The sequence below is a fragment of the Pseudomonas sp. CNPSo 3701 genome, assembly GCF_028674975.1.
Classification (GTDB): Bacteria; Pseudomonadota; Gammaproteobacteria; order Pseudomonadales; family Pseudomonadaceae; genus Aquipseudomonas; species Aquipseudomonas straminea.
The window spans coordinates 469,036-495,409 of sequence record NZ_JAQZSI010000001.1; the positions used below are offsets into that span (position 1 = coordinate 469,036).

Sequence of the window (26,374 nt, forward strand, 5' to 3'; positions counted from 1 at the left end):
CCGGCGCCGTGGATCGAAGGCAATGAACTCAACTTTCTGGAGATTTTGATGCAGCGTCCTGATACCCACAGCAAGATCATCGGCTACCTGCTGTGGATCTTCGGCTTCCTCGGTGCGCACCGTTTCTACTACGGCAAGCCAGTGACCGGCACCATCTGGTTCTTCACCCTGGGCCTGCTGTTCATCGGCTGGATCATCGATTTGTTCCTGATCCCGGCGATGGATCGCGAAGCGGACTTGCGCTTCACCTCCGGCCGGCTCGACTACAACGTCGCGTGGATCCTGCTGACGTTCCTGGGCATCTTCGGCGTGCACCGCATGTACCATGGTAAGTGGATTACCGGGATCCTTTATCTGCTGACTGGCGGTCTGTTTCTGGTCGGCGTGCTGTACGACCTGTGGACGCTGAACAATCAGGTGTCGATCGAGAATGCGCGTAACGGATAAGGTTGCTGGAAGGTGAAGGCAGGCATCGCTGCCGGCCCTTATGGGGCGACAGGGATGCCTGGTTGATGCGGATTATTTCGCGGGCATGGCCCGCCCACACATGAGCCGGTGGTATCTCAGCTCTGAAAGCTGATATGCCCGTCCACCAGGGTGTAGCGCACCTGGCCAGGCAGGCAGTGGCCCAGGAATGGGCTGTTGCGGCCTTTGGAGTACCAGCTTTCGCCGGCCACGGTGGAGGCCTGGGGGTCGAACAGCAGTACATCCGCCGCATCCCCCTGCTTGAGCTGGCCAACCGGCAGGCGTAGTGCCTGCGCCGGGCCGCTGCTCAGGCGGGCGAGCAGGGTGGGCAGGTCCAGCAAGCCGTCTTGCACCAGGGTCATGGCCAGTGGCAGCAGTAACTGCACGCCGCTGATGCCGGGCTCGGTCTCGCCGAAGGGCGCCAGCTTGGCGTCGAGCTCGTGGGGCTGGTGATGGCTGGAGATGGCGCTGATCACACCGCTCTTCACCGCCTCGCGCAGGCCGTCACGGTCGGCGCGGGTGCGTAGTGGCGGTTGCACGTGATAGAGGCTGGAAAAGTCGATCAGCGCCTCGTCGGTGAGAATCAGCTGGTACAGCGCCACATCGGCGGTCACCGGCAGGCCGCGAGCCTGGGCATCGGCGATCAGCTGCGCGCCGCGGGCGCTGGTCAGCTGGCTGAAATGCGCGCGCACGCCGCTCTGCTCGACCAGCAACAGGTCGCGGGCCAGGGCCACGGTCTCGGCGGTTTCGGGAATCCCCGAAAGGCCGAGGAAGCTGGCAGTGGCGCCTTCATGGGCCAGGCCGCCTTCGGCGAGGTCGTGATCCTGGGAGTGGAAGATCACCGTGAGGTCGAAGGTGGCTGCATATTCCAGGGCGCGGCGCAGGGTGCGCGCGTTGCGGAAATTGTTCAGGCCATTGCCGAACGCCACGCAGCCGGCGTCGCGCAGGGCGACCAGCTCGGCGAGTTGCTCGCCATCGAGCCCCTTGCTCAGGGCGCCGATGGGAAACACCTTGGCGTGGCCGGCTTCGCGGGCGCGGTCGAGGATCAGTTCGGCCACCGCCGAGGTGTCCAGCACCGGCTTGGTGATCGGCGGGCAGCACAGGCTGGTGACGCCGCCAGCGGCAGCGGCCAGGGTTTCGCTGGCGATGCTGCCCTTGCGGCTGTAGCCAGGCTCGCGCAGGGCGACGGACAGGTCGACCAGGCCGGGTGCCGCGACCAGGCCGCTGGCGTCCAGGGTCTGGTCGGCTTCGAAGCCGACCGGCGCCTGGCCGATGGCGCTTAGCTTGCCCCCTTCTATGTACAGGTCGGCGACCTGATCGAAGCCGCTGCTCGGGTCGATGACGCGGGCGCCGAGGATACGGGTACGCATCAGTTTTGCTCCTCAGCGTTGAGTTGGCGTTGGGCGTTCTGGCCGCTCATGGCCATGGACAGCACGGCCATGCGGATGGCGATGCCGTAGGTGACCTGGTTGAGAATCACCGATTGCGGGCCGTCGGCCACCGCCGACTCGATCTCCACGCCGCGGTTGATCGGCCCCGGGTGCATGACCAGGGCATCGGGCTTGGCCAGCTTGAGGCGCTGCTCAGTCAGGCCGAACAGGCGGTAGAACTCGCCCTCGCTGGGCAGCAGGCCGCCGGTCATGCGCTCGCGCTGCAGGCGCAGCATGATCACCACGTCGACATCCTTAAGGCCTTCATTGGCGTCGCTGAACACGCGCACGCCGTAGCTTTCTTCCAGGCCGATGGGCAGCAGGGTCTTCGGCGCGATCACGCGGATGTCGGGGCAGCCGAGGGTCTTGAGCGCCAGCATGTTGGAGCGCGCCACCCGCGAGTGCAGGATGTCGCCGACGATGGCCACCGAGAGATTCTCGAAGCTGCCCTTGTGGCGGCGGATGGTCAGCATGTCGAGCATGCCCTGGGTCGGGTGCGCGTGGCGACCGTCGCCACCGTTGATGATCGCCAGGTTCGGGCACACGTGTTCGGCGATGAAGTGGGCGGCGCCGGAGCCGGCATGACGCACCACGAAGATGTCGGCGGCCATGGCTTCGAGATTGCGCAGGGTGTCGAACAGCGTCTCGCCCTTGCTGGTCGAACTGGTCGACACGTTCAGGCTGATCACGTCGGCGGACAGGCGCTGAGCGGCCAGCTCGAAGGTGGTGCGCGTGCGCGTGGAGTTCTCGAAGAACACGTTGCACACTGTCTTACCGCGCAGCAGTGGGACCTTCTTCACGGCGCGGGCGCCGACTTCGAGGAAGGAGTCGGCGGTGTCAAGGATTTCCGTCAGCAGCTCGCGGGGCAGGCCGTCGAGGGACAGGAAGTGGCGCAACTGGCCTTGGTCGTTCAGTTGCAGGGGGCGCTTGGCATCGAGTGCGGTCATTGCGGACGGCCTTGGTCGGAAAGCGTCTGGAGTTCGAGGGTGAAGGGCGCGGGGCCGGACAATTTTACCCGCTGATCGGCCGCCAGCGACAGCGTCGCGCCCACCACGTCGGGGCGGATCGGCAGTTCGCGGGCGTCCAGGTCGAGCAAGCTGACCAGGGTCACGCTGGCCGGGCGGCCGTAGTCGAACAGCTCGTTCAGGGCGGCGCGGATGGTGCGCCCGCTCATCAGCACGTCGTCGATCAGCACCAGGTGCTGACCTTCGATCTCGAACGGCAGCTCGGAAGGCTGCACCTGTGGGTGCAGGCCGTTCTGGGTGAAGTCGTCGCGGTAGAAGGATACGTCGAGTACGCCCAATGGCTCGTCACGGCCCAATTGCTCGAGCAGCGCCTGGGCCACCCACACGCCGCCGGTGCGGATGCCGATGAAGCGCGGTGTGCTGATCTGCCGGCGGCTCAGGTGGTTGCTCAGCGAGGTCGCCATCTGCGGCAGCAGTTCGGCGGGGTTGGGTAGGCTCATCTAAAGCTCCTTGTGGCCGGGTCAGCCCAGGCAGTTTTCTTCCAGCCAGCCCTGCAGCAAAAGGGCGGCGGCCAGCGCGTCGACCGGGCGCTGGCGATAGCCGCCGGTCTGGCCCTGCTGCAGGCGCTCGCCCTTGGCGGCATAGGTGGTCAGGCGTTCGTCGTGGGTGAAGACCGGCAGGTTGAAACGACCGTTGAGGCGACGGGCGAACTTCTCGGCCCGTTCGCTCATGTCGCTCGGCGTGCCGTCCATGTTCAACGGCAGGCCGACGACGATGGCATCGGGTTGCCATTCCTTGATCAGCGCTTCGACCTTCTGCCAGTCCGGCACGCCGTTCTGCGCCTTGAGGATGCACAGCTCGCGGGCCGAGCCAGTGATCGGCTGGCCGACGGCGACGCCGATCTGCTTGGTGCCGTAGTCGAAACCGAGCAACAGGCGTAGCGATTGTTTGTCGATGTCGGCCATCAGGCGTGGCCCGCCTGGGCGGTGAGCAGGTTGAGGTCGATGCCGAGCAGCGCGGCGGCGGCGCCGAGGCGCTGGTCATAGGGCGTTTCGAACAGAATCGCCTGGTTCGCCGGGCAGGTCAGCCAGGCATTATCGGCCAGCTCGGCCTCCAACTGACCGGCGCCCCAGCCGGCGTAGCCGAGGGCGATCAGGTGGCTGGCCGGGCCTTTGCCTTCGGCGATGGCGAACAGCACGTCCTGGGAGGTAGACAGACTGAGGTCGCCGAGATCGACGGTAGCCTGGAAGTGCTGGCCCTTGGGGTGCAGCACGAAGCCGCGGTCGGTCTGCACCGGGCCGCCACTGAAGATCGGCAGGCTCTGGCACAGCACCGAAGGATCACTGTCCGGCCGTAGCTGTTCGAGCACGTCGGCCAGGTTCAGGCCGTTGGGGCGGTTGATCACCAGGCCCATGGCGCCCTGGTCGTTGTGATCGATGAGGTAGATCACGGTATGCGCGAAATTCGGATCGTCCATGTGCGGCATGGCGATCAGGAAGTGGTGCTTGAGAATGCTCGGGCTGGCGTCTTTCATGGCCGCTAGTTTGAAGCTGCGCGGCGCAAGCTACAAGCTGCACGTATGGACGAAAACGTCGCGCCGGGGGTCAGTTGCTCGACAGGCGGTCGCCACGCTCGAAACGCCAGGTGCGGATGATTTCCAAGCGGTCGATGTCGGCCAGATCGCCGGTGAACGGCGCGTAGGGCGCGGCCAGGCGCACGATGCGCATGGCGGCCTGGTCGAGCACCTGCTCGCCGGACGATTCCAGCACCATCACTTCGTACAGGCTGCCGTCCCGGTTGATCGACACCAGCAGGCGCAGGCTGCCGTGGATCTGCCGGCGCCGTGCATCGTCCGGGTAGTTGAGGTTGCCGATGCGCTCGACCTTCTTGCGCCACTCGTCCTTGTACCAGGCGCCCTTGTCGCGCATGGTCGAGGCGGCGTTGAGGCGGTGGATCTTCGGACGTTTGGCGTACTGCTGCACCTGGTCTGACAGCTCGGCTTCCAGGCTGGCGATCTCGGCGGACAGCTGGGCGCTATCGAACGACGGCGCCTCCTGGCTCGGCGGCGTCGGTTTGGTCTCTTCGCGCTTGGCCGGTGCCTTCTGCTGCTGCGGGGCGCGGGTGGTGACCGCGGCTTTGGGCGCTTCGGGTTTCACGGCAGGCGGGGGCGGCGCGGCGGCGGGCGTCACCTTGCGCACCTCGGTGTCCTGGAAGGGCGCCTGTTCAGTGGTGGTCGGCGCCGCCTTCTTCTCCAGGGTGCCGCTGCCCTGCTGGTTGTCCTGGGCGAGGAAGTCCGCCTCCTTGGGCTTTTCATCGCTCTTGAAGGTGGACAGGGTTATTTCCAGGGTTTTGCTGATCTGCCCGGGCTCGGCGAAGGTGAAGCTCACACCGAGAATCAGCGCGATGTGCAGCACTGCCGCCAGGAACAGGGTGAACCCCAGCCGATCCGCCGGGCGAACGCCGGAGGGGGTGAGATCGGGTGGGGTGGCTGTCGCGTTCATCACTATCTGTCGTCAGGGGCTGTCAGCGTTTCGGCACAGGTGTGCTGGGTTGCCGCGCAGTCTGCCGAGGCGATGTGCAAAAGTCTATGAAGCACTCCGCGCATTGAGCTTTTCGGCAATCTTGTCCATCAGCTGTTCGCCGATGCGCGTATCGAAGGCGGCGTCGATCTCGCGAATGCAGGTCGGGCTGGTGACGTTGATCTCGGTGAGGCGGTCGCCGATCACGTCCAGGCCGACGAACAGCAGGCCGCGCTCACGCAGGCTCGGGCCGACGGCAGCTGCGATTTCGCGGTCGCGCTCGGTCAGCGGGCGGGCTTCACCGCGACCGCCTGCAGCCAGGTTGCCTCGGGTCTCGCCGCTGGCCGGAATGCGCGCCAGGCAGTACGGCACCGGTTCACCGTCTATCATCAGAATACGCTTGTCGCCGTCGACGATGGCCGGCAGGTAACGCTGCGCCATGATCTGCTGGCTGCCGTGGGCGGTGAGGGCTTCGAGAATCACCGACAGGTTCGGGTCGCCCTCGCGGTGACGAAAGATCATTGATCCGCCCATTCCATCGAGGGGTTTGAGAATGATGTCACGGTGCTGCCTCGCGAAATCACGCAAAATGTCGGGTCTGCGGCTGACCAGCGTCTCCGGCGTGAATTGCGGAAAACGGGTGGCGAAGAACTTCTCGTTGCAGTCGCGCAGGCTCTGTGGTCGGTTGACCACCAGCGTGCCGGCTTCCTCGGCCTGTTCGAGCAGGTAGGTTGAATAGACGAATTCGTTATCGAAGGGCGGATCCTTGCGCATCAGGATCACGTCGAGTTCGGCCAGGGGCATGTCCTGCTCGTCACCGAATTCGAACCAGTGCTGGGGATCGGCGAACACCTTGAGCGGACGTGTGCGGCCGCGAGCGACGCCAGCGGCCTGATAGAGGTCCTTCTGCTCCATATAGAAGAGGCTCCAGCCACGCGCCTGGGCTGCCAGAAGCATGGCCAGCGAGCTGTCCTTCTTGTAGGAAATCTGCGCGATGGGATCCATGACGATGCCGAGGCGAACGCTCATTGAAGTATCTCCGTAGAGGCGGTGCGAAGCAGCCGCGAAGGTAGCAGGGATGGGCGCCAAGGGTGGCGCTGACAGGGCGGCCGGTCAAGGGCGAGCAGGCCGATGGCTTGCATGTGGAGAGTGTGCTACAAAGGCCCAGCGATGGGCCGGGCCCATTGATTTCAGGGCCTCCGGCGCACTGGATATGGCGTAATACAACGACTCACCGAAGTGGTGGCAGGGCAGACATGGAACAGCATTCGGAAGGCTTGAGGGTGATGGTGATCGACGACTCGAAGACGATTCGTCGTACAGCGGAAACCCTGCTGAAAAAGGTGGGCTGTGATGTGATCACCGCAGTGGACGGTTTCGACGCCCTGGCGAAGATTGCCGACACCCACCCGAGCATCATCTTCGTCGACATCATGATGCCGCGTCTGGATGGTTATCAGACCTGCGCGTTGATCAAGAACAACAGTGCCTTCAAATCCACCCCCGTTATCATGCTGTCGTCCAAGGACGGCCTGTTCGACAAGGCCAAGGGGCGCATCGTCGGTTCTGATCAATACCTGACCAAGCCATTCAGCAAGGAAGAGCTGCTCGGCGCGATCAAGGCCCACGTCCCGGAGTTCTCTCCGGTCGAGCAGGCGTCCTGACACCCGGCTGTCGCTACTACCGCCTCTCTTCTATGTATTGGGAAACATCATGGCTCGAATTCTGATTGTTGATGACTCGCCGACCGAAATGTACAAGCTGACCGCCATGCTGGAAAAACATGGCCATCAGGTACTCAAGGCCGAAAACGGCGCCGACGGCGTCGCCCTGGCGCGCCAGGAAAAACCCGATGTGGTGCTGATGGACATCGTCATGCCCGGGCTCAATGGCTTCCAGGCCACCCGACAGCTGACCAAGGATGCCGAAACCAGCCATATCCCGGTGATCATCGTGACCACCAAGGATCAGGAAACCGACAAGGTCTGGGGCAAGCGCCAGGGCGCCAAGGACTACCTGACCAAACCGGTGGACGAAGCTACGCTGCTGAAAACACTGAACGCGGTACTCGCCGGCTGAGGCCGCGCCCGCGACACGACAAAAGAAGAAGGTCACGACAGGCATGTCAGAGACACGCACCCCCTTTCAGATCCTTCTCGGTATCGAGCAGCGTTGCCGCGCGTTGGCAGCGGGCTTGCCATCGCAGCAGGTGGCGGTGCAGACCTGGAGTGGCATTGGCTTTCGCATGGGCGAGCGGTTTTTCGTCGCACCGATGGGTGAGGTCGGTGAAGTGTTGCACGAGCCACGACATACCTTGCTGCCCGGTGTGAAAAGCTGGGTCAAGGGCGTTGCCAACGTGCGCGGACGATTGCTGCCGGTGATGGACCTGTGCGGCTTTTTCGGCGGCGAGCTGTCGCCCTTGCGCAAGCAGCGGCGGGTGCTGGTGGTCGATCACCAGGACATCTTCGCCGGCCTGACGGTCGACGAGGTGTTCGGCATGCAGCATTTTGCGGTGGATACCTTCTCCGAGCAGTTGCCAGCGCTCGAGGCGTCCATCGCACCGTTCATTCACGGCGTGTTCCAGCGCGAGCAGCCCTGGTTGGTGTTCAGCCCTCATGCGCTGGCCCAGGCACCCGAGTTTGTGGACGTGGCATACAGATAGCTTTTCGGTGGGGGCGGCACAGCCTGCCTTCTGACGTTAGATGGAATTCGAAGTGCGGTAGGGTCCAGGCGGGGGCCAGATAATGAAAAAAGTAATCTCCAACAACGTGCTGGCGGGGACACGGGTCGGTGGGCTCGTGGCGGGGCTGTTCGTCGTCCTGATCGTTTCGATCGTGATGCTGTTCGCCAACTTCGCGTACATGAACACGCAGAGTAACCACGATACCGAGTACCTCGGTCACGCCGGTGAACTGCGCGTACTGTCCCAGCGTATCGCCAAGGACGCCACCGAATCCGCCGCGGGCAAGCCCGAAGCCTTCGCGCTGTTGCGCGATGCGCGCAACGACTTCCAGAAGCGCTGGGCCTACCTGACCGATGGCAATGCGCAGAGCGGCCTGCCAGCAGCGCCCGCTGATGTACAGGCGCAGATGGCTGCCGTGCAGCAGGACTGGGACGCGCTGCGCCAGAACGCCGACGCCATCCTGGCCAGCGAGCAGACCGTTCTGTCGCTGCACCAGGTAGCCGCCACCCTGGCCGAAACCATTCCGCAGCTGCAGGTCGAGTACGAAGAAGTGGTCGACATCCTGCTGGAAAGCGGTGCGCCGGCGGCCCAGGTCTCGGTGGCCCAGCGCCAGTCGCTGCTCGCCGAACGTATTCTCGGCTCGGTGAACAAGGTGCTGGCCGGTGACCAGGATTCGGTACAGGCCGCCGACATGTTCGGCCGCGACGCCAGCCTGTTCGGCCGCGTACTGAGCGCCATGCAGGAAGGCAACGCCGCCATGGAAATCACCAAGGTCAGCGACCAGGAAGCCCTGGAGCGCCTCGGCGAGATTTCCGAGCTGTTCGAATTCGTATCCGGCTCGGTGGACGAAATTCTCGAGACCTCGCCCGAACTGTTCCAGGTTCGTGAATCGGCCAACACCATCTTTACCGTTTCGCAAACCCTGCTCGACAAGGCTTCGGCGCTGTCGGCGGGTTTCGAAGGCCTGGCCGACGGTCGTTCGCTGAACACCATCGCCGGTTATGTGTTGGGCGCCCTGGCACTGGGCTCGATTCTGATCATCGGCCTGGTGATGGTGCAGGAGACCAACCGTCGACTGGCCGAAACCGCCGAGAAGAACGAACGTAACCAGACCGCGATTCTGCGTCTGCTCGATGAGATCGCCGACCTCGCCGACGGTGACCTGACGGTGGCCGCGACGGTAACCGAAGACTTCACCGGTGCCATCGCCGACTCCATCAACTACTCCATCGACCAGCTGCGCGACCTGGTCGCGACGATCAACATGACCGCCGTACAGGTGGCCGGTGCCGCCCAGGAAACCCAGGCCACCGCCATGCACCTAGCCGAGGCATCCGAGCACCAGGCCCAGGAAATCGCCGGGGCCTCGGCCGCGATCAACGAAATGGCGGTCTCGATTGACCAGGTATCGGCGAACGCCTCGGAGTCCTCCGCGGTAGCGGAACGTTCCGTAGCCATCGCCAACAAGGGCAACGAAGTCGTACACAACACCATCACCGGCATGGACAACATCCGTGAGCAGATCCAGGACACCTCGAAGCGAATCAAGCGCCTCGGTGAATCGTCCCAGGAGATCGGTGACATCGTAAGCCTCATCAACGACATCGCCGACCAGACCAACATCCTCGCACTGAATGCCGCGATCCAGGCCTCCATGGCCGGTGACGCAGGCCGAGGCTTCGCCGTGGTAGCGGACGAGGTACAACGCCTCGCCGAACGTTCTTCCGGCGCGACCAAGCAGATCGAGGCGCTGGTAAAGACCATTCAGACCGACACCAACGAAGCCGTTATCTCCATGGAACAGACCACCTCCGAGGTGGTACGCGGTGCACGCCTGGCGCAGGACGCCGGTGTGGCCCTGGAAGAGATCGAGAAGGTATCCAAGACCCTCGCCGCGCTCATCCAGAACATTTCCAACGCGGCACGTCAGCAGGCATCGTCTGCCGGCCACATCTCCAACACCATGAACGTGATTCAGGAGATCACCTCGCAGACCTCGTCCGGTACCACCGCCACCGCCAAGAGCATTGGCAACCTGGCCAAGATGGCCAGCGAGATGCGCAATTCGGTGTCCGGCTTCAACCTGCCAAACGACGGCGAGCAGGCGTGATCGTCTGCCGTCTGGCGCATTGAACGATGCACCAGGCGGCGGGCGCGTGCTCGAGCGAGGGCTTCAACATGCAGTCAGGCGTCTGGGCCTTGCAGCCAGTGGTGGACATGTCCGCCAACGAGTTCCGCGACTGGCAACAGTTGCTGGAGTCGCGCCTGGGCATGGTGGTCAACGAACAGCGCCGCATCTTCCTGCAGACCAACCTGAGCACGCGAATGCGCGAACTGGGCATCGCCGACTATGCCGCCTATTACCGGCAGGTCACCGATGGCCCGCGCGGTGCCGTGGAATGGGCCAATCTGCTGGATCGGCTGACCGTACAGGAAACCCGCTTCTACCGGCATCCGGCCTCGTTCGAGGTTTACCAGGCGTACCTTGCCCGGCGCGGTGAGCAGAGGCTGGACAGGCCCCTGGCGATCTGGAGCGTGGGTTGCTCCAGCGGTGAGGAGCCCTATTCGCTGGCTATCGGCGCCAGCGAAGTGCTGGGACCTGAGGGGCGCTTTGGCGTTACCGGCACCGATATCAGCCGCAGCGCCCTGGCCAAGGCCCGGGAAGGTTTGTACGACGGACGCAGGCTGCAACCCATGGACGAAGCGCTGCGTGCGCGCTATTTCGCGCAGCAGGGCGATGGACGCTTCAAGGTTTTGCCGGAACTGGCCGCACGGGTGTGCTGCGCCAGGCTCAACGTGCTGGAGTTGGACAAGGCGCCAATGACCGGCATGGACGTTATTTTTTGCCAGAACTTGCTGATCTATTTCCGCCGCTGGCGACGCCGCGAGATCCTCAACCGCCTGGCCGAGTGCCTGGCGCCAGGTGGCTTGCTGGTGATCGGGGTGGGCGAAGTGGTCGGCTGGCAGCATCCGGACATGCGTCCGGTGGCCGATGAGCGAGTGCTGGCGTATACCCGCAAGGGCTAAGAGACGGAGTGTGTATGGGTGATCGGCACGACTATGTCGCCCTGGAGTGGGTCAAGGGCGAAATCGCGGAAACCCTGAAGCAGGCGCGACAGGCACTGGAGGCGTTCGTCGAGAATCCGCAGGATTCGACACGCATGCGCTTCTGCCAGACCTACGTGCATCAGGTTCACGGCACCCTGCAGATGGTCGAGTTCTTCGGCGCGGCCTTGCTCGCCGAGGAAATGGAGCACCTGTCCCAGGCGCTGATCGACGGCCGCGTGGCCAACCAGGGCGAAGCGCTGGAAGTGCTGATGCAGGCCATCCTGCAACTGCCGGTGTACCTGGACCGCATCCAGACCGCACGCCGTGACCTGCCCATGGTGGTGCTGCCGCTGCTCAACGACCTGCGCGCCGCGCGGGGCGAGAAGCTGCTGTCGGAAACCAGCCTGTTCTCGCCTGACCTGTCCGCCCGTGCTGCGGCGCTGTCGCCCGAGTCGCTGACCCAGCTGCGCACCGCCGAACTGCCGACCCTGCTGCGCAAGCTGCGGCAGATGCTGCAGGTGGCGCTGGTAGGCGTCATTCGCCAGCAGGACATGGATACCAACCTCGGCTACATGGCGCGGGTGTTTGCACGCCTGGAAACCCTGTGCAAGCACTCGCCCCTCGAGTCGCTGTGGCAGATCGCTTCCGGCGTCGTCGAAGGTCTGTCCAACGGCAGCATCGCCAACGGCACCTCGGTGCGCACGTTGCTGCGCCAGGTCGACAAGGAACTCAAGCGCCTGACCGAACAGGGCGCTGACGGCATCAACCAGAGTGCTCCGGACGAACTCACCAAGAACCTGCTGTTTTACGTCGCCAAGGCCTCGCCGCAGTCGCCGCGCAACCAGGTGCTGCGCGAGCGCTACAACCTCGACGAAGCGCTGCCCGACGACGGCGTGGTCGATGAAGAGCGTGCCCGCCTGGCCGGCCCCGACCGCGATGCCATGCGCTCGGTGGTTGGCGCGCTCTGTGAAGAGCTGGTGCGGGTCAAGGACAGCCTCGACCTGTTCGTGCGCAGCGACCGTGCCCAGGTCAACGAACTGCAAAACCTGCTGGTGCCGCTCAAGCAGATCGCCGATACCCTGGCCGTGCTCGGTTTTGCCCAGCCGCGCAAGGTCATCGTCGACCAGCTCGACGTGGTACGCGCCCTGACCGAGGGCGCCCAGTCGCCGAGCGACGCCGTGCTGATGGACGTCGCCGGTGCGCTGCTCTACGTCGAAGCGACCCTGACCGGCATGGTCGGCCAGAACGACGGCAACAAGCGTGAAGAAAGCCACCTGCCGACCACTGATGTCGGGCAGATTCATCAGCTGGTGATCAAGGAAGCGCGCACCGGCCTGGAACAGGCCAAGGACGCGATTATCGAGTTCATCGCCTCGCAGTGGAACCACGACCACCTGGCCCGCGTGCCGGAGTTGTTGACCCAGGTGCGTGGCGGTCTGGCGATGATTCCGCTGGAGCGCGCCGCGGCGCTGCTCAATGCCTGCAACCGCTATATCCAGGAACAGCTGCTGGCCCGCAAGGCGGTGCCGAATTGGCAGAACCTCGACACCCTGGCCGATGCCATCACCAGCGTGGAGTACTACCTGGAGCGTCTGTCCGAAGACCACGCCACCCAGGGCGATCTTATTCTCGACGTCGCCGAGGAAAGCCTCGGGGCGCTGGGTTATCCGCTGCAGGACGCGCCGTCGATTCTCGATGCGCCTGCCGAGGACGAGCCGGCGCCGCTGGACGACCCGCTGCACGATATCGACGTGCTGGCCACTCCTGCTATCGAAAGCGCTGACGCGGATACCGCGGCTGAGCCGGTCGCCGAGCTGCCCGTGCTGGACGAGCCTGCTTTCGAACAGCCGCAGCTGGCCAGTGAGCAGGTCGACCTGGCTGGCGATGTGGCTGATACGCATTGGCCGCAGGAGGAGCAAACTGCCGAGCCTCTGGTTTCGCAGCCTGCCGAGCTGCCTGAGCTGCATGATGAGGTGATCGAGCCTGGCGAGCAGACGACTGAGACGCTGGTCGAGACTGCAGAAGCCGACAGCTGGGCGCTGGCCGACGAGCAGCCCCAGGCGCTGACGCCTGAGCCAAGCGACACCGCGACCGACCCCTACGCACTCGACCTGAGCGAACTGGGCGACGACCCCTACGCCGATGCCAAGGCCGCGGTGGCCGACGATGCCTGGTCGCTGCATGACAGCGAGCTGCTGGACGAAGCGCCGAGCACCGCGAAGCAGGACGACGACTTCCTGCTCTCGGCCGAGCCGCTTGAGCTTGGTGAACTGGAGATGCTGCCGGTTATCGAGCAACCCGCTTCGGTCGCCGATAACGAGTGGTCCTTCGACCTCGACGATCAGCCGGCCGCCGCGCCCGAGCCGCACGGCCGTGCCGAGGACGAGCTGTGGTCGCTGGACGAGCTGCAAAGTGATCTCGAGCCGGTCGATGCCGAGCCGACTGTCGCCGAGCTGCCGGTCCTCGATCTGCCGAGCCAGGGTTTCGAAGAACAACCGCTGGAGCTGGAGTCTCTGGATCTCGATGCCGGCGACGAGCCGCAGTGGAACGAGGTCGACCTCGACGACCTGCAATTGCCGGAAGTCGAGCTGCCCGGTTTGCCCGAAGCGCCTGTAGTCGAGGAGCCGGCTGCCGAAAAGCCGCTGTCCATGGCCGACGTGATGGCTGCGCCGGTGCAGGCCATCAATCCGCCGGCGGCGGACGTGCCGCCCAGCCTGCTGCCGCCGCCCGCCGATGAAGAGCCCATCGACGAAGAATTGCGTGAGGTCTTTATCGAGGAAGCCGGCGAGGTGCTGGAAACCATCGCCGAATTCCTGCCGCGTTGGTGTGCCGACACCGACGACCGCGAGGCGCTGACCGAAATTCGCCGCGCCTTCCACACCCTCAAGGGCAGTGGTCGCATGGTGCGTGCACTGGTGATCGGCGAGCTGGCCTGGTCCATCGAGAACCTGCTCAACCGTGTGCTTGACCGCAGCATCCAGCCCGGTGACGAGGTCAAGCAGGTAATTAACCAGGTGGTGGCGTTGACGCCCGAGCTGGTCGATGAGTTCGCCGCCCAGGCCCAGCGTCAGTGTGATGATGTCGACCGCTTGGCAGCCGATGCCCACGCACTGGCCAAGGGGCTGAGCCTCCCAAAGCATGACGCCCCGGCTGCTGCGGTAGCCGAGCCCGCGGGCGAGATCGAGGCTGCCGCACCTGTTCATCCGGAGCCTGCGTATGAAGAGCCGGCGGGTCTCGACCCGCAGTTGCTGGAGATCTTCCGCAACGAGGCGGAAACCCATCTGGATACCCTGGCCGCGTTCCTTGATGACTGCGCCCGCGAGATGCCGCAGCCGGTCACCGATGACCTGCAGCGTGCCCTGCACACGCTCAAGGGCAGCGCCTATATGGCCGGCATTCTGCCGATGGCCGAAGTGGCCGCGCCGCTGGAGAAGATGGTCAAGGAGTTCAAGGTCAACCTGCTGCCGCTGGACCTGGCCGAAGCCGAGGTGCTGGTCGAAGCCCAGGCGCTGTTCCGCCAGGGCCTGGCCCAGCTGGAAAGCGACCCGCTGCGACCGATCCCGGGCACCGACGCCTTCCTGGAGCGCGTGCGCCAGCTGCACGAGCAGCGCCTCGAACATGCCCAAAGCCAGCGCCAGGACGAACACGGTGAGAGCCGCGATCCGCAGCTGATCAGCATCTTCCTGGCCGAAGGCATGGACATCCTGCTGGACGCCGAAGACCTGCTGCGCAGCTGGCGCCAGCAGCCTTCCGAGCGCCAGGAGCTGAATACCCTGCTGGAAGAGCTGACTACCCTCGGCCGCGGCGCAGAAATGGCCGAGCTGCCGCAGATCGATGAGCTGTGCGAGGCATTGCTGGACGTCTACGGCGCTGTCGAAGATGGCAGCCTGGCGGTCAGCGAGCGTTTCTTCGACGAGGTCGAGCAGGCCCACGAGGCGCTGGTCAGCATGATGGATCAGGTCGCTGCCGGCCTCGAAGTCACGCCCAGCCCCGAACGCGTGGCCGCCTTGCGCGCGCTGTTCGATGAAGCGCTGGATCCGGCCAAGCTGGCTCTGCTGTCCGGCGACGTGCCGGGCTTGCAGGTAGTCGAGCTGGAAGAAGCGACCCGCGTGCTGGAAGCGTCTGAAATGGCCGGCGAGCCGCTCGACGAATCCGTGGATGCCGCCGAGTCGGACGACAACGAGCTGGAGTCGATCTTCCTCGAAGAGGCGGTTGACATCCTCGACAGCGCCGCCGGCAATCTGCAGCGCTGGCTGGCCGAGCCCGACAACCGCAGCCTTGCCTCGTCGCTGCAGCGCGACATGCACACCCTAAAGGGCGGCGCCAACATGGCCGGCGTGACGCCGATCAGCGCCCTGGCCCATGAGCTGGAAGCCCTTTACGAAGGCCTCGTGGATCGCCGTTATGGCGTTTCCCCGTTCGCCACCGACAGCGTGCAGCAGGGTCATGCAAGGCTCGGCGACATGCTCGCTAGCCTGCAGGCCCGTCAGCCGGCACAGCCTGCCGACGAGCTGGTCGAAGCCATTCGCCAGTTCCGCCAGCGCGGCGGCCAGGACGAGCAGCCCGACGAGCCCGAGGCGCTGGTCGCGGCCGAGCCGGTCGAGCACCCGGATGCCTGGCCTGAGCCGGAGCCCGAAGCGCCGGTCGCAGAGCCCGTCGCGGAAATCGTCGAGCCGCCGGTGGTGCGCGCTGAGCCTGCCCCGCAAGCTGCGGTGCATAGCGACCGCGACCCCGAGCTGGTGGAGATCTTTCTCGAAGAAGGCTTCGACATCATCGACAGCGCCGGTGCGGCGCTGACGCACTGGATGGACGATGTCGACAACAGCCTCGATCTGGAATCCCTGCAGCGCGACCTGCACACCCTCAAGGGTGGTGCGCGGATGGCCGAGATCCGTGAGATCGGCGATCTGGCCCACGAGCTGGAGTTCCTCTACGAGGACCTCGGCAACGGTCGCCTGCGCCCCAGCCCGATGTTGTTCGAGCTGCTGCATGCCTGCCACGACCGCCTTGCCGAAATGCTCGACGCGGTGCGCTCGCAGCGCGCGGTGCCCAATGGCGATGAGTTGATCGAAACCATTCGCCGCCTGCGTGCCAACCCGGACGAGCAACTGAGCATGCCGCGCGCCGTGCCGATGCATGCCGCGGCGCAGGAAGCCTTCGATGCCGACGGCGATGAAATCCTCGATATCTTCCTGGAAGAAGCCGACGATCTGCTCGAAGCCATGGAAGCTGGCATCGGCCGCTGGGAAGAGCGCCGTGACGATGCCAGCTGCATCGACGACCTGCTGCGCATCCTGCACACCCTCAAGGGTGGTGCCCGCCTGGCCGGGCAGAAGCAGCTGGGCGACCAGAGCCATGACCTGGAACAGCACCTGACCGAAGCCCAGACGCAAGGTGCGCCCTGGCCGGACAGCCTGTTCCTCGACGTGCAGTCCGGCTTCGAGGGGCTGCAGAAGAGCCTCGACGAGTTGCGCCTGCGCCTGCAGCAGCAACCCCAGGACGAGCGCCCGGCAGCCGAGCCGGAGCTGCCGGTGGCGCGTGCGGCGACTTCTATCGTCGCCGCTAGCGAGCGGCCGGTGGTCGCGGTAGAGAACCGCGTGCTGCCGTTCGTGCAGCGTGCCGAAGTGGCTGCCGAAGAGGCCGCCGCACGACGTGCCCCGCAGGAGCTGGTCAAGGTGCCCGCCGATCTGCTCGAAGGCCTGGTCAACCTGGCCGGTGAGACGTCGATCTTCCGGGGCCGCGTGGAGCAGCAGGTCAGCGACTTCGGCTTTACCCTGAGCGAGATGGAAGCCACCATCGATCGCGTTCGCGATCAGCTGCGCCGCCTGGACACCGAAACCCAGGCGCAGATCCTCAGCCGCTACCAGGCCGAGGCCGAGCGCGCCGGTTACGAAGAGTTCGACCCGCTGGAAATGGACCGCCATTCCCAGCTGCAGCAGCTGTCGCGGGCCCTGTTCGAATCGGCCTCCGACTTGCTGGACCTCAAGGAAACCCTGGCTTCGCGTAACCGCGATGCGGAAACCCTGTTGCTGCAACAGGCGCGGGTCAACACCGAGCTGCAGGAAGGCCTGATGCGCACGCGCATGGTGCCGTTCGACCGCCTGGTGCCGCGTCTGCGCCGTATCGTGCGCCAGGTCGCCAGCGAGCTCGGCAAGCAGGTCGAGTTCACCGTCGGCAACGCCGATGGCGAGATGGACCGCACGGTGCTGGAGCGCATCGTCGCGCCCCTGGAACACATGCTGCGCAACGCCGTCGACCACGGTATCGAAGGCGCTGCGGTGCGGGCCAAGGCCGGCAAGCCGGAACAGGGCAGCATTCGCCTGGAACTGGGCCGCGAAGGCGGTGATATCGTGCTGACGCTCAGCGACGACGGCGCCGGCATCAACCTCGATGCGGTGCGCCGCAAGGCCATCGAACGCGGCCTGATGGATGCCGGCGCCGATCTCAGCGAACACGAGATCCTGCAGTTCATCCTCGAAGCTGGTTTCTCCACCGCCGAGAAGGTCACGCAGATTTCCGGGCGTGGCGTCGGCATGGACGTGGTCAACGCCGAGGTCAAGCAGCTCGGCGGCTCGATGAGCATCGACTCGGTCATCGGCGAAGGCACCACCTTCCGCATCCGCCTGCCGTTCACCGTATCGGTCAACCGTGCGCTGATGGTGCTGTCCGGCGAAGACCTGTACGCCATTCCGCTCAACACCATCGAAGGTATCGTGCGGGTTTCGCCGTACGAGCTGGAAAGCTACTACGGCCCCGATGCGCCGCGTTTCGAATACGCCGGCCAAGCCTACGAACTGCGTTACCTGGGCGACCTGCTCAACAACGGCCAGCATCCCAAACTGGTCGGCCAGAGCCTGCCGTTGCCGGTGATCCTGGTGCGCTCCAGCGAGCACGCCGTGGCCGTGCAGGTGGATTCCCTGGCCGGTTCGCGGGAGATCGTGGTGAAGAGCCTCGGTCCGCAGTTCGCCACGGTGCCGGGCATTTCCGGTGCGACCATCCTCGGCGACGGTCGCGTGGTGGTGATTCTCGACCTGCTGGCGACCATCCGCGAATTGCACGCCCACCTGCAGTATCAGGTGCGGCCGCGCCTGTCGGCCGATGCTGGCGCCGTGGCAGAGGTCGAGGTCGATCGCCCGACCCTGGTCATGGTGGTGGACGACTCGGTTACCGTGCGCAAGGTCACCAGCCGCCTGCTGGAACGCAACGGCATGAACGTGCTGACCGCCAAGGACGGGGTCGACGCCATCGCCCAGCTGCAGGAGCATCGCCCCGACATCATGTTGCTGGACATCGAGATGCCGCGCATGGACGGCTTCGAGGTCGCCAACCTGATTCGCCACGACGAAGGTCTCAAGGACCTGCCGATCATCATGATCACCTCGCGTACCGGTGAGAAACACCGCGAGCGGGCGATGAGCATCGGCGTCAACGAGTACCTCGGCAAGCCGTACCAGGAGTCGCTGCTGCTCGACTCCATCGAGAAGTGGACGAAACGACCATGAATCCATCCAGTGCAGCCCGTATTGCGGTAATTGCCGACACCTCGCTGCAGCGCCATGTGCTGCAGCAGGCGTTGAGCAGCAACGGTTACCAGGTGGTGCTCAACAGCGACCCGGAGCGCCTCGATGATGCGGCGCTGCGGGCCTGCGAAGCGGACCTGTGGCTGGTCGATCTGGTGCAGTCCGAGGATCTGCCGCTGATCGATACCCTGCTGGCCGAGGCCGAGGTGCCGGTACTGTTCGGCGAGGGCCATGCACCCGAGCGCAGCTCGGAAAATTATCCACGCTGGGAGCGGCGGCTGGTTGGCAAGCTGAAGAAGCTGGTCGGTGACCCGGCGCTGGCCACTGCCGGTGGGGGCCTGGACAGCTTGCTGGCCGAAGCGCAGCGCCCTGAGCGCATCGATTTGCCGGCTGTGCTGGCCAATACCCCGCTGCAGGCTGGCGAGCCCGCCCGCCAGGTGTGGCTGCTGGCGGCATCGCTGGGCGGGCCTGCGGCGGTCAAGGCGTTTCTCGATGCGCTGCCGGGCGGTCTGCCGGTGGCCTTCCTGTATGCCCAGCACATCGACCCCAGCTTCGAGACCACCTTGCCACAGGCCGTTGGTCGCCATAGCCAGTGGCGGGTTGGCAACGTGCGTGATGGCGACGCCCTGCGCTGTGGCGAAGTGGTGGTGGTGCCGATCAGCAGCGAGCTGACCTTCACCGATGATGGCGTGATGCGTGTCGCCGCGCGCCCCTGGCCAGAGCCTTACAGCCCGTCGATCGACCAGATGATGCTCAACCTGGCCCAGCGCTATGCTGCCGGCAGTGGCGTGATCGCCTTCAGCGGCATGGGCAGCGATGGCAGCGCCGCGGCCGCCTACGTGAAGCGCCAGGGCGGCATCATCTGGACGCAGCGGGCCGACAGCTGCGCCTGTTCGAGCATGCCTGACAGCCTGCGCGAAGGCGGCTACAGCAGCTTCACCGCCGACCCGCGGGAACTGGCCGCGGCGCTGGTCGAGCACCTTGCCGAGCAGTGCGCCGTTGAGCGGCAATCTTCTTCTACCTCGTTCGCTGTCTGACAGGATGTTTTCATGAGCCAAGCCGTCGCTACCCAGAACAGCGTCAGCAGCCTGACCGGTCTGGTCGTGCCGCTGGCCGATCGCACGCTGCTGCTGCCCAACGTGGCGGTGGCCGAGCTGATTCCCTATCGCGCGCCACCGGCCATGGCCGGTATGCCGGACTGGTTTCTCGGTCAGGTGGCCTGGCGCGATCTGAGCCTGCCGTTGTTGAGCTTCGAGGCCGCCAGTGGCGGGCAGCCGGTGGTCGGCAGCGGCGCGCGGATCGCCATCCTCAACGCCCTGGGCGGGCGAGCCAACGTCAAATTCATTGCTCTGCTGGTGCAAGGAATTCCACGCTCCCTGCGAGTGACGGAGGATCTGCCATGTGCCGATGCCGAACTGGCGCCGCTGGAGCTGGCGGCGGTGAAGGTGGATGACGCCGTGCTGCGCATCCCCGATCTCGAAGGTCTCGAGCAACTGCTCGCCGATGCCGAGCTGATCTAAGAGTCTGTTCAAAGTCTCGCGAGCTAGAGCAAAGCAAGGCCTAGGCGGCCCCGCAAAAACAGGCGAGGACCGGTCGGAGTCGCGCTCGACTTTACTATCTGTAAATGAGCAGTCCGACTGGGCTGGCAATCCAGCCTGTCTTTAACGCCGCATTGCCGACGCGCAGCTGACTTTGAACAGGTTCTAGGCCACAGACGAAACAGCAGTAACACTCAGAAACAGGTCAAACTTTTCTTCTTCGCAGCGACTCACACACGAGTGACGCCGGCCAGCAGAGCGGGCGCACTCAACCGTAAGCCGATGGAGAAAAGCCATGAGCACCCCTCTTACCGATATCAGCATTCTGCGCCAGCGTGCCCGCCAGCATCTCGAATCCGGAGCGATCACCGAGGGCTACACGGCCGACCGTGAAACCGTGCTGCGCCTGCTCAACGAGTCGCTGGCCACCGAGCTGGTCTGCTACCTGCGCTATAAGCGCCACTACCATATGGCCAGCGGCCTCAAGGCCAGCGTGGCGGCGGCCGAGTTTCTCGAACATGCCCAGCAGGAGCTGGAACACTCCGACAAGTTGGCCGAGCGCATCACCCAGCTTGGCGGCGAGCCGGATTTCAACCCGGCGACGCTGACCGCGCGCTCCCACGCCGAGTATGTCGCGGGCAGCTCGCTCAAGGAGATGGTGACCGAGAATCTGGTGGCCGAGCGCATCGCCATCGACAGCTATCGCGAGATCATTGCCTTCCTCGGCAACGATGATCCGACCACGCGACGCATCTTCGAAGACATCCTCGCCCAGGAAGAAGAGCACGCCGACGACATGGCCGATATCCTCGACGATCTCTAAGGCGTTGGCCGGGGCGCGTTCAACGCCCCGGCGATCAGCGGCGCGGCAGCATCGCTCGCAGCACGCCGTCGCGCAGCCCATAGTGGTGCCAGAGCGCCATGCAGGCGTGGCCCAGAATCAAGGCGAACAGCAGGTACTTGGCCGTCAGATGAAACTGGCGGGCCAGGGCGCGGGTTGCATCGGAAACCGGCAACGGATCGATGGTCACCAACCAGAACATTTCCACCGGCCGCTTGCCGAACAGCAGGCCGCTCAGGGGCATCGCCAGCAACAGCGCATAAAGGACGCCATGGCCCAGTTTCGCCGCGGTGCGCTGCCAGCGTGCGTGGTCGGCCAACAACCGCGGTGTGCCTTGCCGAGCACGCACCAGCAGGCGCAGCACGGTCAGCAGCAGAATGGTCAGGCCCAGGGATTTGTGCAGGGTGAACACCCCGCCAGTGCCGCCGAGCAGATCGGCAACCAGATCCTGGGCATAAGGCAGCGACAGGGTGCAGATGACCAGCAGGGCGCTGAGCCAGTGCAGCGTGATCTGGGTGCTGGAATAGCGGTCATTCATGGTGGGTTCTCATCATGCCCGTCTCACACGGGCCGTCTGCTGATGATAGCCAATTGGCCACAGGTTTCTTGCGGCTTTGCGCGATGAGCTGTCTCCACACCGACAGAGTGGGCTTTGAACCGGTTCCTAGAAATCGCCCCACAAGTGCTGGGCTAGCGCCAGGCCCGCCACCGGCGCGGTTTCGGTGCGCAGTACGCGCGGCCCCAGACGCGCGGCGTGGAAGCCGGTGCCTTGCGCCTGCTCGACTTCGGCATCGGTCAGGCCGCCCTCGGGGCCGATCAGAAAGGCCAGCGACGCGGGTTTGGCATGGCTGCTCAGCGGCTCGGCAACGGGGTGCAGCACCAGCTTGAGATCCGCCCGGGTTTGCTGCAACCAGTCGGTCAACGTGATGGGCGGATGGATCAGCGGAATCACCGAGCGTCCGCATTGCTCGCAGGCGCTGATCGCCACCTGACGCCAGTGGGCCATGCGTTTGTCGGTGCGCTCATCCTTCAGGCGTACTTCGCAGCGCGCGCTGATGATCGGGCTGATCACCTGGGCGCCCAGCTCGGTGGCCTTCTGGATCGCCCAGTCCATGCGCTCGCCACGGGACAGACCCTGGCCCAGGTGGATGTGCAGGGGCGACTCGGCCTGCCCGGCGAACTGCTCGCGCAGCTCGACGCGCACCGTCTTCTTGCCCACCTCGACCAGCTCGCCGAGAAACTCCTGGCCGCTGCCATCGAACAGCTGCACCGCGTCGCCCGCAGCGTGCCGCAGCACCCGGCCGATGTAGTGGGCCTGGGCCTCGGGTAGTTCGTGTTGGCCGAGGGAAAGGGGGGCGTCGATGAAGAAGCGGGAAAGGCGCATGGTCGGTGACGGATACGGGCTGAGGGTGGGCAAGCATAACCGGATGGTCGTTTTTCTGCAGGCCGTCGATGACCGCAGCGCTGCTGCAGGCCACGCGGTGATTGGCGTGAGTCGCTCGCGATCGGTTTACAGGAGCGCCGTTTTCCGGCCTCGAGGGTTGCGACGATGCGTCCATTGGCCATAGGGTAAAAAAAGAACGGCCTTGCCCCCGGGCCGCATTCCCGGGGCGCTTCAACACGGCAGGGCTGACCAAGGGGTGTGTGGCTCACGCGAACGCACGTCAGGCAGGGGAAACCTGTTGTCGTGCAGCGGCGTGGGCGCTGCAGCCCATCCTGTTCCAAGGGCGGACTATCCGCCGCTACATTCCACGCATAGGGAATAATAATGATCGTGCAACGTACCGGATTATCGTTGATGGCGCTGAGCGCCAGTCTTCTGGCCATTTCCACCGCTCAGGCGAACCAGGCCGAATCCAGGGGTTTTCTCGAAGACAGCACGCTGAATCTGCTGACTCGCAACGTGTACTGGCATATGGATCGCCATGCGAGCGGAGCCCAGGACAATCGCGAATGGGGCCAGGGTTTTCACCTCGAATACAGCTCGGGTTATACCCAGGGCGTCGTCGGTTTCGGCGTCGATCTCAATGCCTACATGGGCATCAAGCTGGACAGCGGGCGAGGACGATCGGGCTCCGGGTTGCTGCCGGTGGACTCGTCCACCAGCCAGGCTGACGACGAGTTCGGCACCCTCGGTGGTGCCGTGAAAATGCGTATTTCCAATTCGGAACTCAAGTATGGCCAGCTGCGGCCCTACAACCCGGTGATCGCGGTTGCCGACGCCCGACTGGTGCCGGCCACCGCGACCGGTTTCCAGCTGACCAGCACCGAGATCGATGATCTGACCATCGACGCAGGCCATTTCACTTCGTCCAAGGATTTCAACCAGGCCGGTAGCCGCGATGGCTTCTACAGCACCTACGCGCCAGGAGCCGAAGGTGGCAGTGTCGATTATGTCGGGGCCAATTGGGTGGCCAGCGATGCCTTGAGTTTCAGTGCCTATGCCTCGCGCTATGAAGACCTGTGGCGTCAGTACTACGGCAACGCCATCTACAACCTGGCAATCGATGACCAGCAGGCGCTGAACTTCGATTTCAACATCTATCGGACGCTGGATGAGGGCAAGTCGGTCGCCGGCGACATCGATGTCACCGCCTGGTCGCTGGCCACTGCCTACTCGATCGGCGCGCATACCTTCACCATCGCCCACCAACGGGTGCATGGCGATCAGCCGTTCGACTACCTGACGCTCGGCGGCGGCGGTGCGCAAGACTCCATCTACCTGGCCAACTCGTCGCAACTGGTGGATTTCAACGGCCCGGGCGAGCGCTCCTGGCGCGCTACCTACGCCATGGACCTGGCCAGCTATGGGGTGCCGGGGCTGTCGTTCTACGTCTCGTACATCCGTGGCGACAACGTCGATGGCAGCAAGATGGACGCATCCAGCCCCTACGCCTATTACGCCGACAACGAGAAGCACTGGGAGCGCGATGTGAACGTGCAATACGTGGTGCAGAGCGGCGCGGCCAAGGACCTCAAGTTCCGCCTGCGCCAGGCCACGCACCGTATATCCGGAACCTCGGATGTGGATTCCGATCAGGTGCGTTTCATCGTCGAGTACCCGCTGAGCGTGCTCTGAGCACGGCATGACGGCAGGTGGGGGCGTGCCCACCTGCCGGTGCCGTCAGCCCGGATCGCGGAAGCCCGGATAGCGGGTGTCGCCAACCGGCACGCTGACCGAAGTGCGGGTGGCCAGGTCGATGCCTTCGCTTGCCACGTCAGCGAGAAAGTCGATCTGCTCCTCGCTGATCACGTAGGGCGGCAGGAAGTACACCACGCTGCCCAGCGGCCGCAGCAGGGCGCCGCGGGTCAGGGCGTGCTGGTACACCTTGAGGCCACGGCGTTCCTGCCAGGGATAGGCGACCTTGCCAGCCTTGTCCTGCACCATTTCGATGGCCAGGGCCATGCCGGTCTGGCGCACTTCGGCGACGTGGGGGTGATCGACCAGGTGTGCGGTCGCGCTGGCCATGCGCGCGGCGAGCCGCTTGTTGGCCTCGATCACGCCGTCCTCCTCGAAGATATCCAGGGTCGCCAGGGCGGCGGCGCAGGCCAGCGGGTTGCCGGTGTAGGTGTGCGAATGCAGGAAGGCGCGCAGGGTGGCGTACTCGTCGTAGAACGCGGCGTAGACCTCATCGGTGGTCAGCACCGCAGCCATCGGCAGATAGCCGCCGGTGAGCGCCTTGGACAGCACCAGGAAGTCCGGCGTGATGCCGGCCTGCTCGCAGGCGAACATCGTGCCGGTGCGGCCGAAACCGACGGCGATCTCGTCATGGATCAGGTGCACGCCGTAGCGGTCGCAAGCCTCGCGCAGCAGCTTGAGGTAGATCGGGTGGTACATGCGCATGCCGCCGGCGCCCTGGATCAAGGGCTCGACGATCACCGCCGCCACTTCGTGGTGGTGTTCGGCGAGCGTCTGCTCCATGGCGGCGAACATCGTCCGTGAGTGGTCTTCCCAGCTCACGCCCTTTGGGCGCAGGTAGCAGTCCGGGCTCGGCACCTTGAGGGTGTCGAGCAACAGCGCCTTGTAGGTGTCGGTGAACAGCGCCACGTCGCCCACCGACATCGCCGCCACGGTTTCGCCGTGGTAGCTGTTGGTCAGAGTCACGAAGCGTTTCTTGGCAGGCTGACCGCTGTTGAGCCAATAGTGAAAGCTCATTTTCAGCGCCACCTCGATGCCCGAGGAACCGTTGTCGGCGTAGAACACCCGGCTCAGCCCCGGCGGCGTGATCTGCACCAGCCGCTCGGACAGTTCCACCACCGGCTGGTGACTGAAGCCGGCCAGCATCACGTGCTCGAGCTGATCGACCTGCTCTTTGATGCGCTCGCCGATACGCGGGTTGGCGTGGCCGAATACATTGACCCACCAGGAACTGACAGCATCCAGATAGCGCTTGCCTTCGAAGTCCTCCAGCCACACGCCTTCGCCGCGACGGATCGGAATCAGCGGCAGGCGCTCGTGGTCCTTCATCTGTGTACAGGGGTGCCAGAGGACGTCCAGGTCACGCTGCATCCAGTGTTGGTTACTCATCGAGCCGCTCTCCCAATTGTCAGCGGGCAAGCCTATCAGATGCGCGCGCCCTCCGTTTTCCGCCGTCCGCCACCGTCGATCCGCTGAAAGCGACCGTTTGGGTGCGAGGCGTTGAACGGCTCGGATGCGTCAGGGACTAAGCTCCTTGGCTTCTGGTGATGGTGCTCAGCCATCGCCTTTCTCGATCTTTCACAGCAACAATTTCTGCTATTAATCGATAGGTTTGTTGCTAATCTCTGTCCAACTCAACTTCTGGAAGCAGGCCATGCAGTGGCGTAATTCTACGTTCCGTTACGGTCTCATCAGCGTTTCCCTGCATTGGCTGGTGGCCATCGCGGTATTCGGGTTGTTCGCCCTCGGCTTCTGGATGGTCGGGCTGAGCTACTACAGCAGCTGGTACCAGACGGCGCCGAATATCCACAAGAGCATCGGCATCCTGCTGTTCATCGTCATGCTGGCGCGCCTGGCGTGGCGCCTGGTCAGCCCGCCGCCGCCGGCGCTGCCGGAGCATGGTCGGCTGACGCGAGTGGCCAGCAAGCTGGGGCATGGCTTCCTGTATCTGGGGCTGTTCGTACTGATGACTTCCGGCTACCTGATCTCCACCGCCGATGGCCGGGGCATCAGCGTGTTCGGCTGGTTCGAGGTGCCGGCGAGCGTGACCAGCATTCCCAATCAGGGGGATGTCGCCGGCCTGATTCATGAATACCTGGCCTGGGCTATCGTGATCTTTGCGGTCCTGCATGGCCTGGCTGCGTTGAAGCACCACTTCATCGACCGTGATCGCACCTTGCTGCGTATCTTCGGGCGCTGATCTTCCTGCGGTTTCGGCGTTGCTCT

General features: G+C 64.6%; 22 protein-coding genes. 12 read left to right on the forward strand and 10 right to left on the reverse strand.

The window, feature by feature from the left end; all coding sequences use genetic code 11:
* Nucleotides 1-45: 45 nt before the first annotated feature.
* On the forward strand, nt 46-447 hold the full coding sequence (locus tag PVA39_RS02130) for an NINE protein (RefSeq protein ID WP_274122585.1): 402 nt from the start codon (nt 46-48) through the stop codon (nt 445-447).
* A gap of 116 nt (nt 448-563) precedes the next feature.
* On the opposite strand, the gene PVA39_RS02135 is transcribed toward PVA39_RS02130, so the two are convergent.
* The 7 genes from PVA39_RS02135 to gshB all read right to left on the reverse strand — a co-directional run bounded on the left by PVA39_RS02135 (nt 564) and on the right by gshB (nt 6,408).
* Nucleotides 564-1,835 (reverse strand): dihydroorotase, encoded by a 1,272-nt coding sequence (locus tag PVA39_RS02135; protein ID WP_274122586.1) that lies wholly within the window; start codon nt 1,833-1,835, stop codon nt 564-566.
* Entirely contained in the window at nt 1,835-2,842 is a 1,008-nt protein-coding gene (locus PVA39_RS02140) for an aspartate carbamoyltransferase catalytic subunit (protein WP_075928475.1), read from the reverse strand. Before PVA39_RS02140 ends, PVA39_RS02135 begins: the two co-directional genes overlap by 1 nt.
* Entirely contained in the window at nt 2,839-3,360 is a 522-nt protein-coding gene (gene pyrR, locus PVA39_RS02145; RefSeq protein ID WP_013789442.1) for a bifunctional pyr operon transcriptional regulator/uracil phosphoribosyltransferase PyrR, read from the reverse strand. Before pyrR ends, PVA39_RS02140 begins: the two co-directional genes overlap by 4 nt.
* Before the next feature lie 21 nt (nt 3,361-3,381).
* Nucleotides 3,382-3,825: a Holliday junction resolvase RuvX gene (ruvX, locus tag PVA39_RS02150; protein WP_274122587.1), complete on the reverse strand. Its 444-nt coding sequence runs from the start codon at nt 3,823-3,825 to the stop codon at nt 3,382-3,384.
* Nucleotides 3,825-4,394 (reverse strand): YqgE/AlgH family protein, encoded by a 570-nt coding sequence (locus tag PVA39_RS02155; protein WP_147175419.1) that lies wholly within the window; start codon nt 4,392-4,394, stop codon nt 3,825-3,827. The genes ruvX and PVA39_RS02155 overlap by 1 nt, the downstream gene beginning before the upstream one ends.
* Before the next feature lie 70 nt (nt 4,395-4,464).
* Nucleotides 4,465-5,361: an energy transducer TonB gene (locus PVA39_RS02160; protein ID WP_274122588.1), complete on the reverse strand. Its 897-nt coding sequence runs from the start codon at nt 5,359-5,361 to the stop codon at nt 4,465-4,467.
* Nucleotides 5,362-5,445: 84 nt separating this feature from the next.
* Nucleotides 5,446-6,408 (reverse strand): glutathione synthase, encoded by a 963-nt coding sequence (gene gshB, locus PVA39_RS02165; protein ID WP_274122589.1) that lies wholly within the window; start codon nt 6,406-6,408, stop codon nt 5,446-5,448.
* Nucleotides 6,409-6,635: 227 nt separating this feature from the next.
* Between gshB and pilG the strand changes: the two genes are divergently transcribed.
* The 9 genes from pilG (at nt 6,636) to PVA39_RS02210 (ending at nt 20,991) form a co-directional block, all read left to right on the forward strand.
* Nucleotides 6,636-7,043 (forward strand): twitching motility response regulator PilG, encoded by a 408-nt coding sequence (gene pilG / locus PVA39_RS02170; protein WP_013789447.1) that lies wholly within the window; start codon nt 6,636-6,638, stop codon nt 7,041-7,043.
* Nucleotides 7,044-7,092: 49 nt separating this feature from the next.
* Entirely contained in the window at nt 7,093-7,458 is a 366-nt protein-coding gene (gene pilH, locus PVA39_RS02175) for a twitching motility response regulator PilH (RefSeq protein ID WP_013789448.1), read from the forward strand.
* Between the two features lie 43 nt (nt 7,459-7,501).
* The gene (locus tag PVA39_RS02180; RefSeq protein WP_027903969.1) at nt 7,502-8,041 is read left to right on the forward strand and encodes a chemotaxis protein CheW; all 540 of its coding nucleotides are present in this window, start codon (nt 7,502-7,504) and stop codon (nt 8,039-8,041) included.
* Nucleotides 8,042-8,123: 82 nt separating this feature from the next.
* Complete coding sequence (locus tag PVA39_RS02185) at nt 8,124-10,172, forward strand: methyl-accepting chemotaxis protein (RefSeq protein WP_147175423.1); 2,049 nt, start codon at nt 8,124-8,126, stop codon at nt 10,170-10,172.
* Between the two features lie 68 nt (nt 10,173-10,240).
* Complete coding sequence (locus PVA39_RS02190) at nt 10,241-11,089, forward strand: CheR family methyltransferase (protein WP_274122590.1); 849 nt, start codon at nt 10,241-10,243, stop codon at nt 11,087-11,089.
* 14 nt (nt 11,090-11,103) lie between these two features.
* A complete protein-coding gene (locus PVA39_RS02195) occupies nt 11,104-18,612 on the forward strand; it encodes an Hpt domain-containing protein (RefSeq protein WP_274122591.1) in 7,509 nt (2,502 codons plus the stop codon).
* Nucleotides 18,609-19,667 (forward strand): chemotaxis protein CheB, encoded by a 1,059-nt coding sequence (locus PVA39_RS02200; RefSeq protein ID WP_274122592.1) that lies wholly within the window; start codon nt 18,609-18,611, stop codon nt 19,665-19,667. Before PVA39_RS02195 ends, PVA39_RS02200 begins: the two co-directional genes overlap by 4 nt.
* 12 nt (nt 19,668-19,679) lie before the next feature.
* Nucleotides 19,680-20,150, forward strand: a complete 471-nt coding sequence (locus tag PVA39_RS02205; RefSeq protein WP_274122593.1) for a chemotaxis protein CheW — start codon at nt 19,680-19,682, stop codon at nt 20,148-20,150.
* Between the two features lie 313 nt (nt 20,151-20,463).
* Nucleotides 20,464-20,991, forward strand: a complete 528-nt coding sequence (locus PVA39_RS02210; protein ID WP_147175431.1) for a ferritin-like domain-containing protein — start codon at nt 20,464-20,466, stop codon at nt 20,989-20,991.
* A gap of 34 nt (nt 20,992-21,025) precedes the next feature.
* Here the strand turns inward: PVA39_RS02210 and PVA39_RS02215 are convergent, their stop codons facing one another.
* Both PVA39_RS02215 and PVA39_RS02220 read right to left on the reverse strand, forming a co-directional pair.
* On the reverse strand, nt 21,026-21,547 hold the full coding sequence (locus PVA39_RS02215) for a cytochrome b (protein WP_274122595.1): 522 nt from the start codon (nt 21,545-21,547) through the stop codon (nt 21,026-21,028).
* 126 nt (nt 21,548-21,673) lie between these two features.
* Nucleotides 21,674-22,393, reverse strand: coding sequence for a 16S rRNA (uracil(1498)-N(3))-methyltransferase (locus tag PVA39_RS02220; protein WP_274122596.1), 720 nt, complete (start codon nt 22,391-22,393; stop codon nt 21,674-21,676).
* Nucleotides 22,394-22,777: 384 nt separating this feature from the next.
* Between PVA39_RS02220 and PVA39_RS02225 the strand changes: the two genes are divergently transcribed.
* Nucleotides 22,778-24,088: an OprD family porin gene (locus tag PVA39_RS02225; RefSeq protein WP_274122597.1), complete on the forward strand. Its 1,311-nt coding sequence runs from the start codon at nt 22,778-22,780 to the stop codon at nt 24,086-24,088.
* A gap of 45 nt (nt 24,089-24,133) precedes the next feature.
* Here the strand turns inward: PVA39_RS02225 and PVA39_RS02230 are convergent, their stop codons facing one another.
* Entirely contained in the window at nt 24,134-25,537 is a 1,404-nt protein-coding gene (locus PVA39_RS02230) for an adenosylmethionine--8-amino-7-oxononanoate transaminase (protein ID WP_274122598.1), read from the reverse strand.
* A gap of 265 nt (nt 25,538-25,802) precedes the next feature.
* On the opposite strand from PVA39_RS02230, the gene PVA39_RS02235 reads away from it, so the two are divergent.
* Nucleotides 25,803-26,348: a cytochrome b gene (locus tag PVA39_RS02235; protein WP_274122599.1), complete on the forward strand. Its 546-nt coding sequence runs from the start codon at nt 25,803-25,805 to the stop codon at nt 26,346-26,348.
* Nucleotides 26,349-26,374: the final 26 nt, after the last annotated feature.

Excerpts from the sequence above, each read along its gene's own strand:
- PVA39_RS02215 (WP_274122595.1), bottom strand. The coding sequence starts at position 21,547 with ATGAATGACCGCTATTCCAGCACCCAGATCACGCTGCACTGGCTCAGC.
- PVA39_RS02135 (WP_274122586.1), bottom strand. The coding sequence starts at position 1,835 with ATGCGTACCCGTATCCTCGGCGCCCGCGTCATCGACCCGAGCAGCGGC.
- PVA39_RS02195 (WP_274122591.1), top strand. The coding sequence starts at position 11,104 with ATGGGTGATCGGCACGACTATGTCGCCCTGGAGTGGGTCAAGGGCGAA.
- PVA39_RS02235 (WP_274122599.1), top strand. The coding sequence starts at position 25,803 with ATGCAGTGGCGTAATTCTACGTTCCGTTACGGTCTCATCAGCGTTTCC.
- pyrR (WP_013789442.1), bottom strand. The coding sequence starts at position 3,360 with ATGAGCCTACCCAACCCCGCCGAACTGCTGCCGCAGATGGCGACCTCG.
- PVA39_RS02180 (WP_027903969.1), top strand. The coding sequence starts at position 7,502 with ATGTCAGAGACACGCACCCCCTTTCAGATCCTTCTCGGTATCGAGCAG.
- PVA39_RS02190 (WP_274122590.1), top strand. The coding sequence starts at position 10,241 with ATGCAGTCAGGCGTCTGGGCCTTGCAGCCAGTGGTGGACATGTCCGCC.
- PVA39_RS02205 (WP_274122593.1), top strand. The coding sequence starts at position 19,680 with ATGAGCCAAGCCGTCGCTACCCAGAACAGCGTCAGCAGCCTGACCGGT.
- PVA39_RS02140 (WP_075928475.1), bottom strand. The coding sequence starts at position 2,842 with ATGACCGCACTCGATGCCAAGCGCCCCCTGCAACTGAACGACCAAGGC.
- gshB (WP_274122589.1), bottom strand. The coding sequence starts at position 6,408 with ATGAGCGTTCGCCTCGGCATCGTCATGGATCCCATCGCGCAGATTTCC.
- PVA39_RS02160 (WP_274122588.1), bottom strand. The coding sequence starts at position 5,361 with ATGAACGCGACAGCCACCCCACCCGATCTCACCCCCTCCGGCGTTCGC.
- PVA39_RS02220 (WP_274122596.1), bottom strand. The coding sequence starts at position 22,393 with ATGCGCCTTTCCCGCTTCTTCATCGACGCCCCCCTTTCCCTCGGCCAA.
- pilG (WP_013789447.1), top strand. The coding sequence starts at position 6,636 with ATGGAACAGCATTCGGAAGGCTTGAGGGTGATGGTGATCGACGACTCG.
- ruvX (WP_274122587.1), bottom strand. The coding sequence starts at position 3,825 with ATGGCCGACATCGACAAACAATCGCTACGCCTGTTGCTCGGTTTCGAC.
- PVA39_RS02230 (WP_274122598.1), bottom strand. The coding sequence starts at position 25,537 with ATGAGTAACCAACACTGGATGCAGCGTGACCTGGACGTCCTCTGGCAC.
- PVA39_RS02155 (WP_147175419.1), bottom strand. The coding sequence starts at position 4,394 with ATGAAAGACGCCAGCCCGAGCATTCTCAAGCACCACTTCCTGATCGCC.
- PVA39_RS02225 (WP_274122597.1), top strand. The coding sequence starts at position 22,778 with ATGATCGTGCAACGTACCGGATTATCGTTGATGGCGCTGAGCGCCAGT.
- pilH (WP_013789448.1), top strand. The coding sequence starts at position 7,093 with ATGGCTCGAATTCTGATTGTTGATGACTCGCCGACCGAAATGTACAAG.
- PVA39_RS02185 (WP_147175423.1), top strand. The coding sequence starts at position 8,124 with ATGAAAAAAGTAATCTCCAACAACGTGCTGGCGGGGACACGGGTCGGT.
- PVA39_RS02200 (WP_274122592.1), top strand. The coding sequence starts at position 18,609 with ATGAATCCATCCAGTGCAGCCCGTATTGCGGTAATTGCCGACACCTCG.
- PVA39_RS02210 (WP_147175431.1), top strand. The coding sequence starts at position 20,464 with ATGAGCACCCCTCTTACCGATATCAGCATTCTGCGCCAGCGTGCCCGC.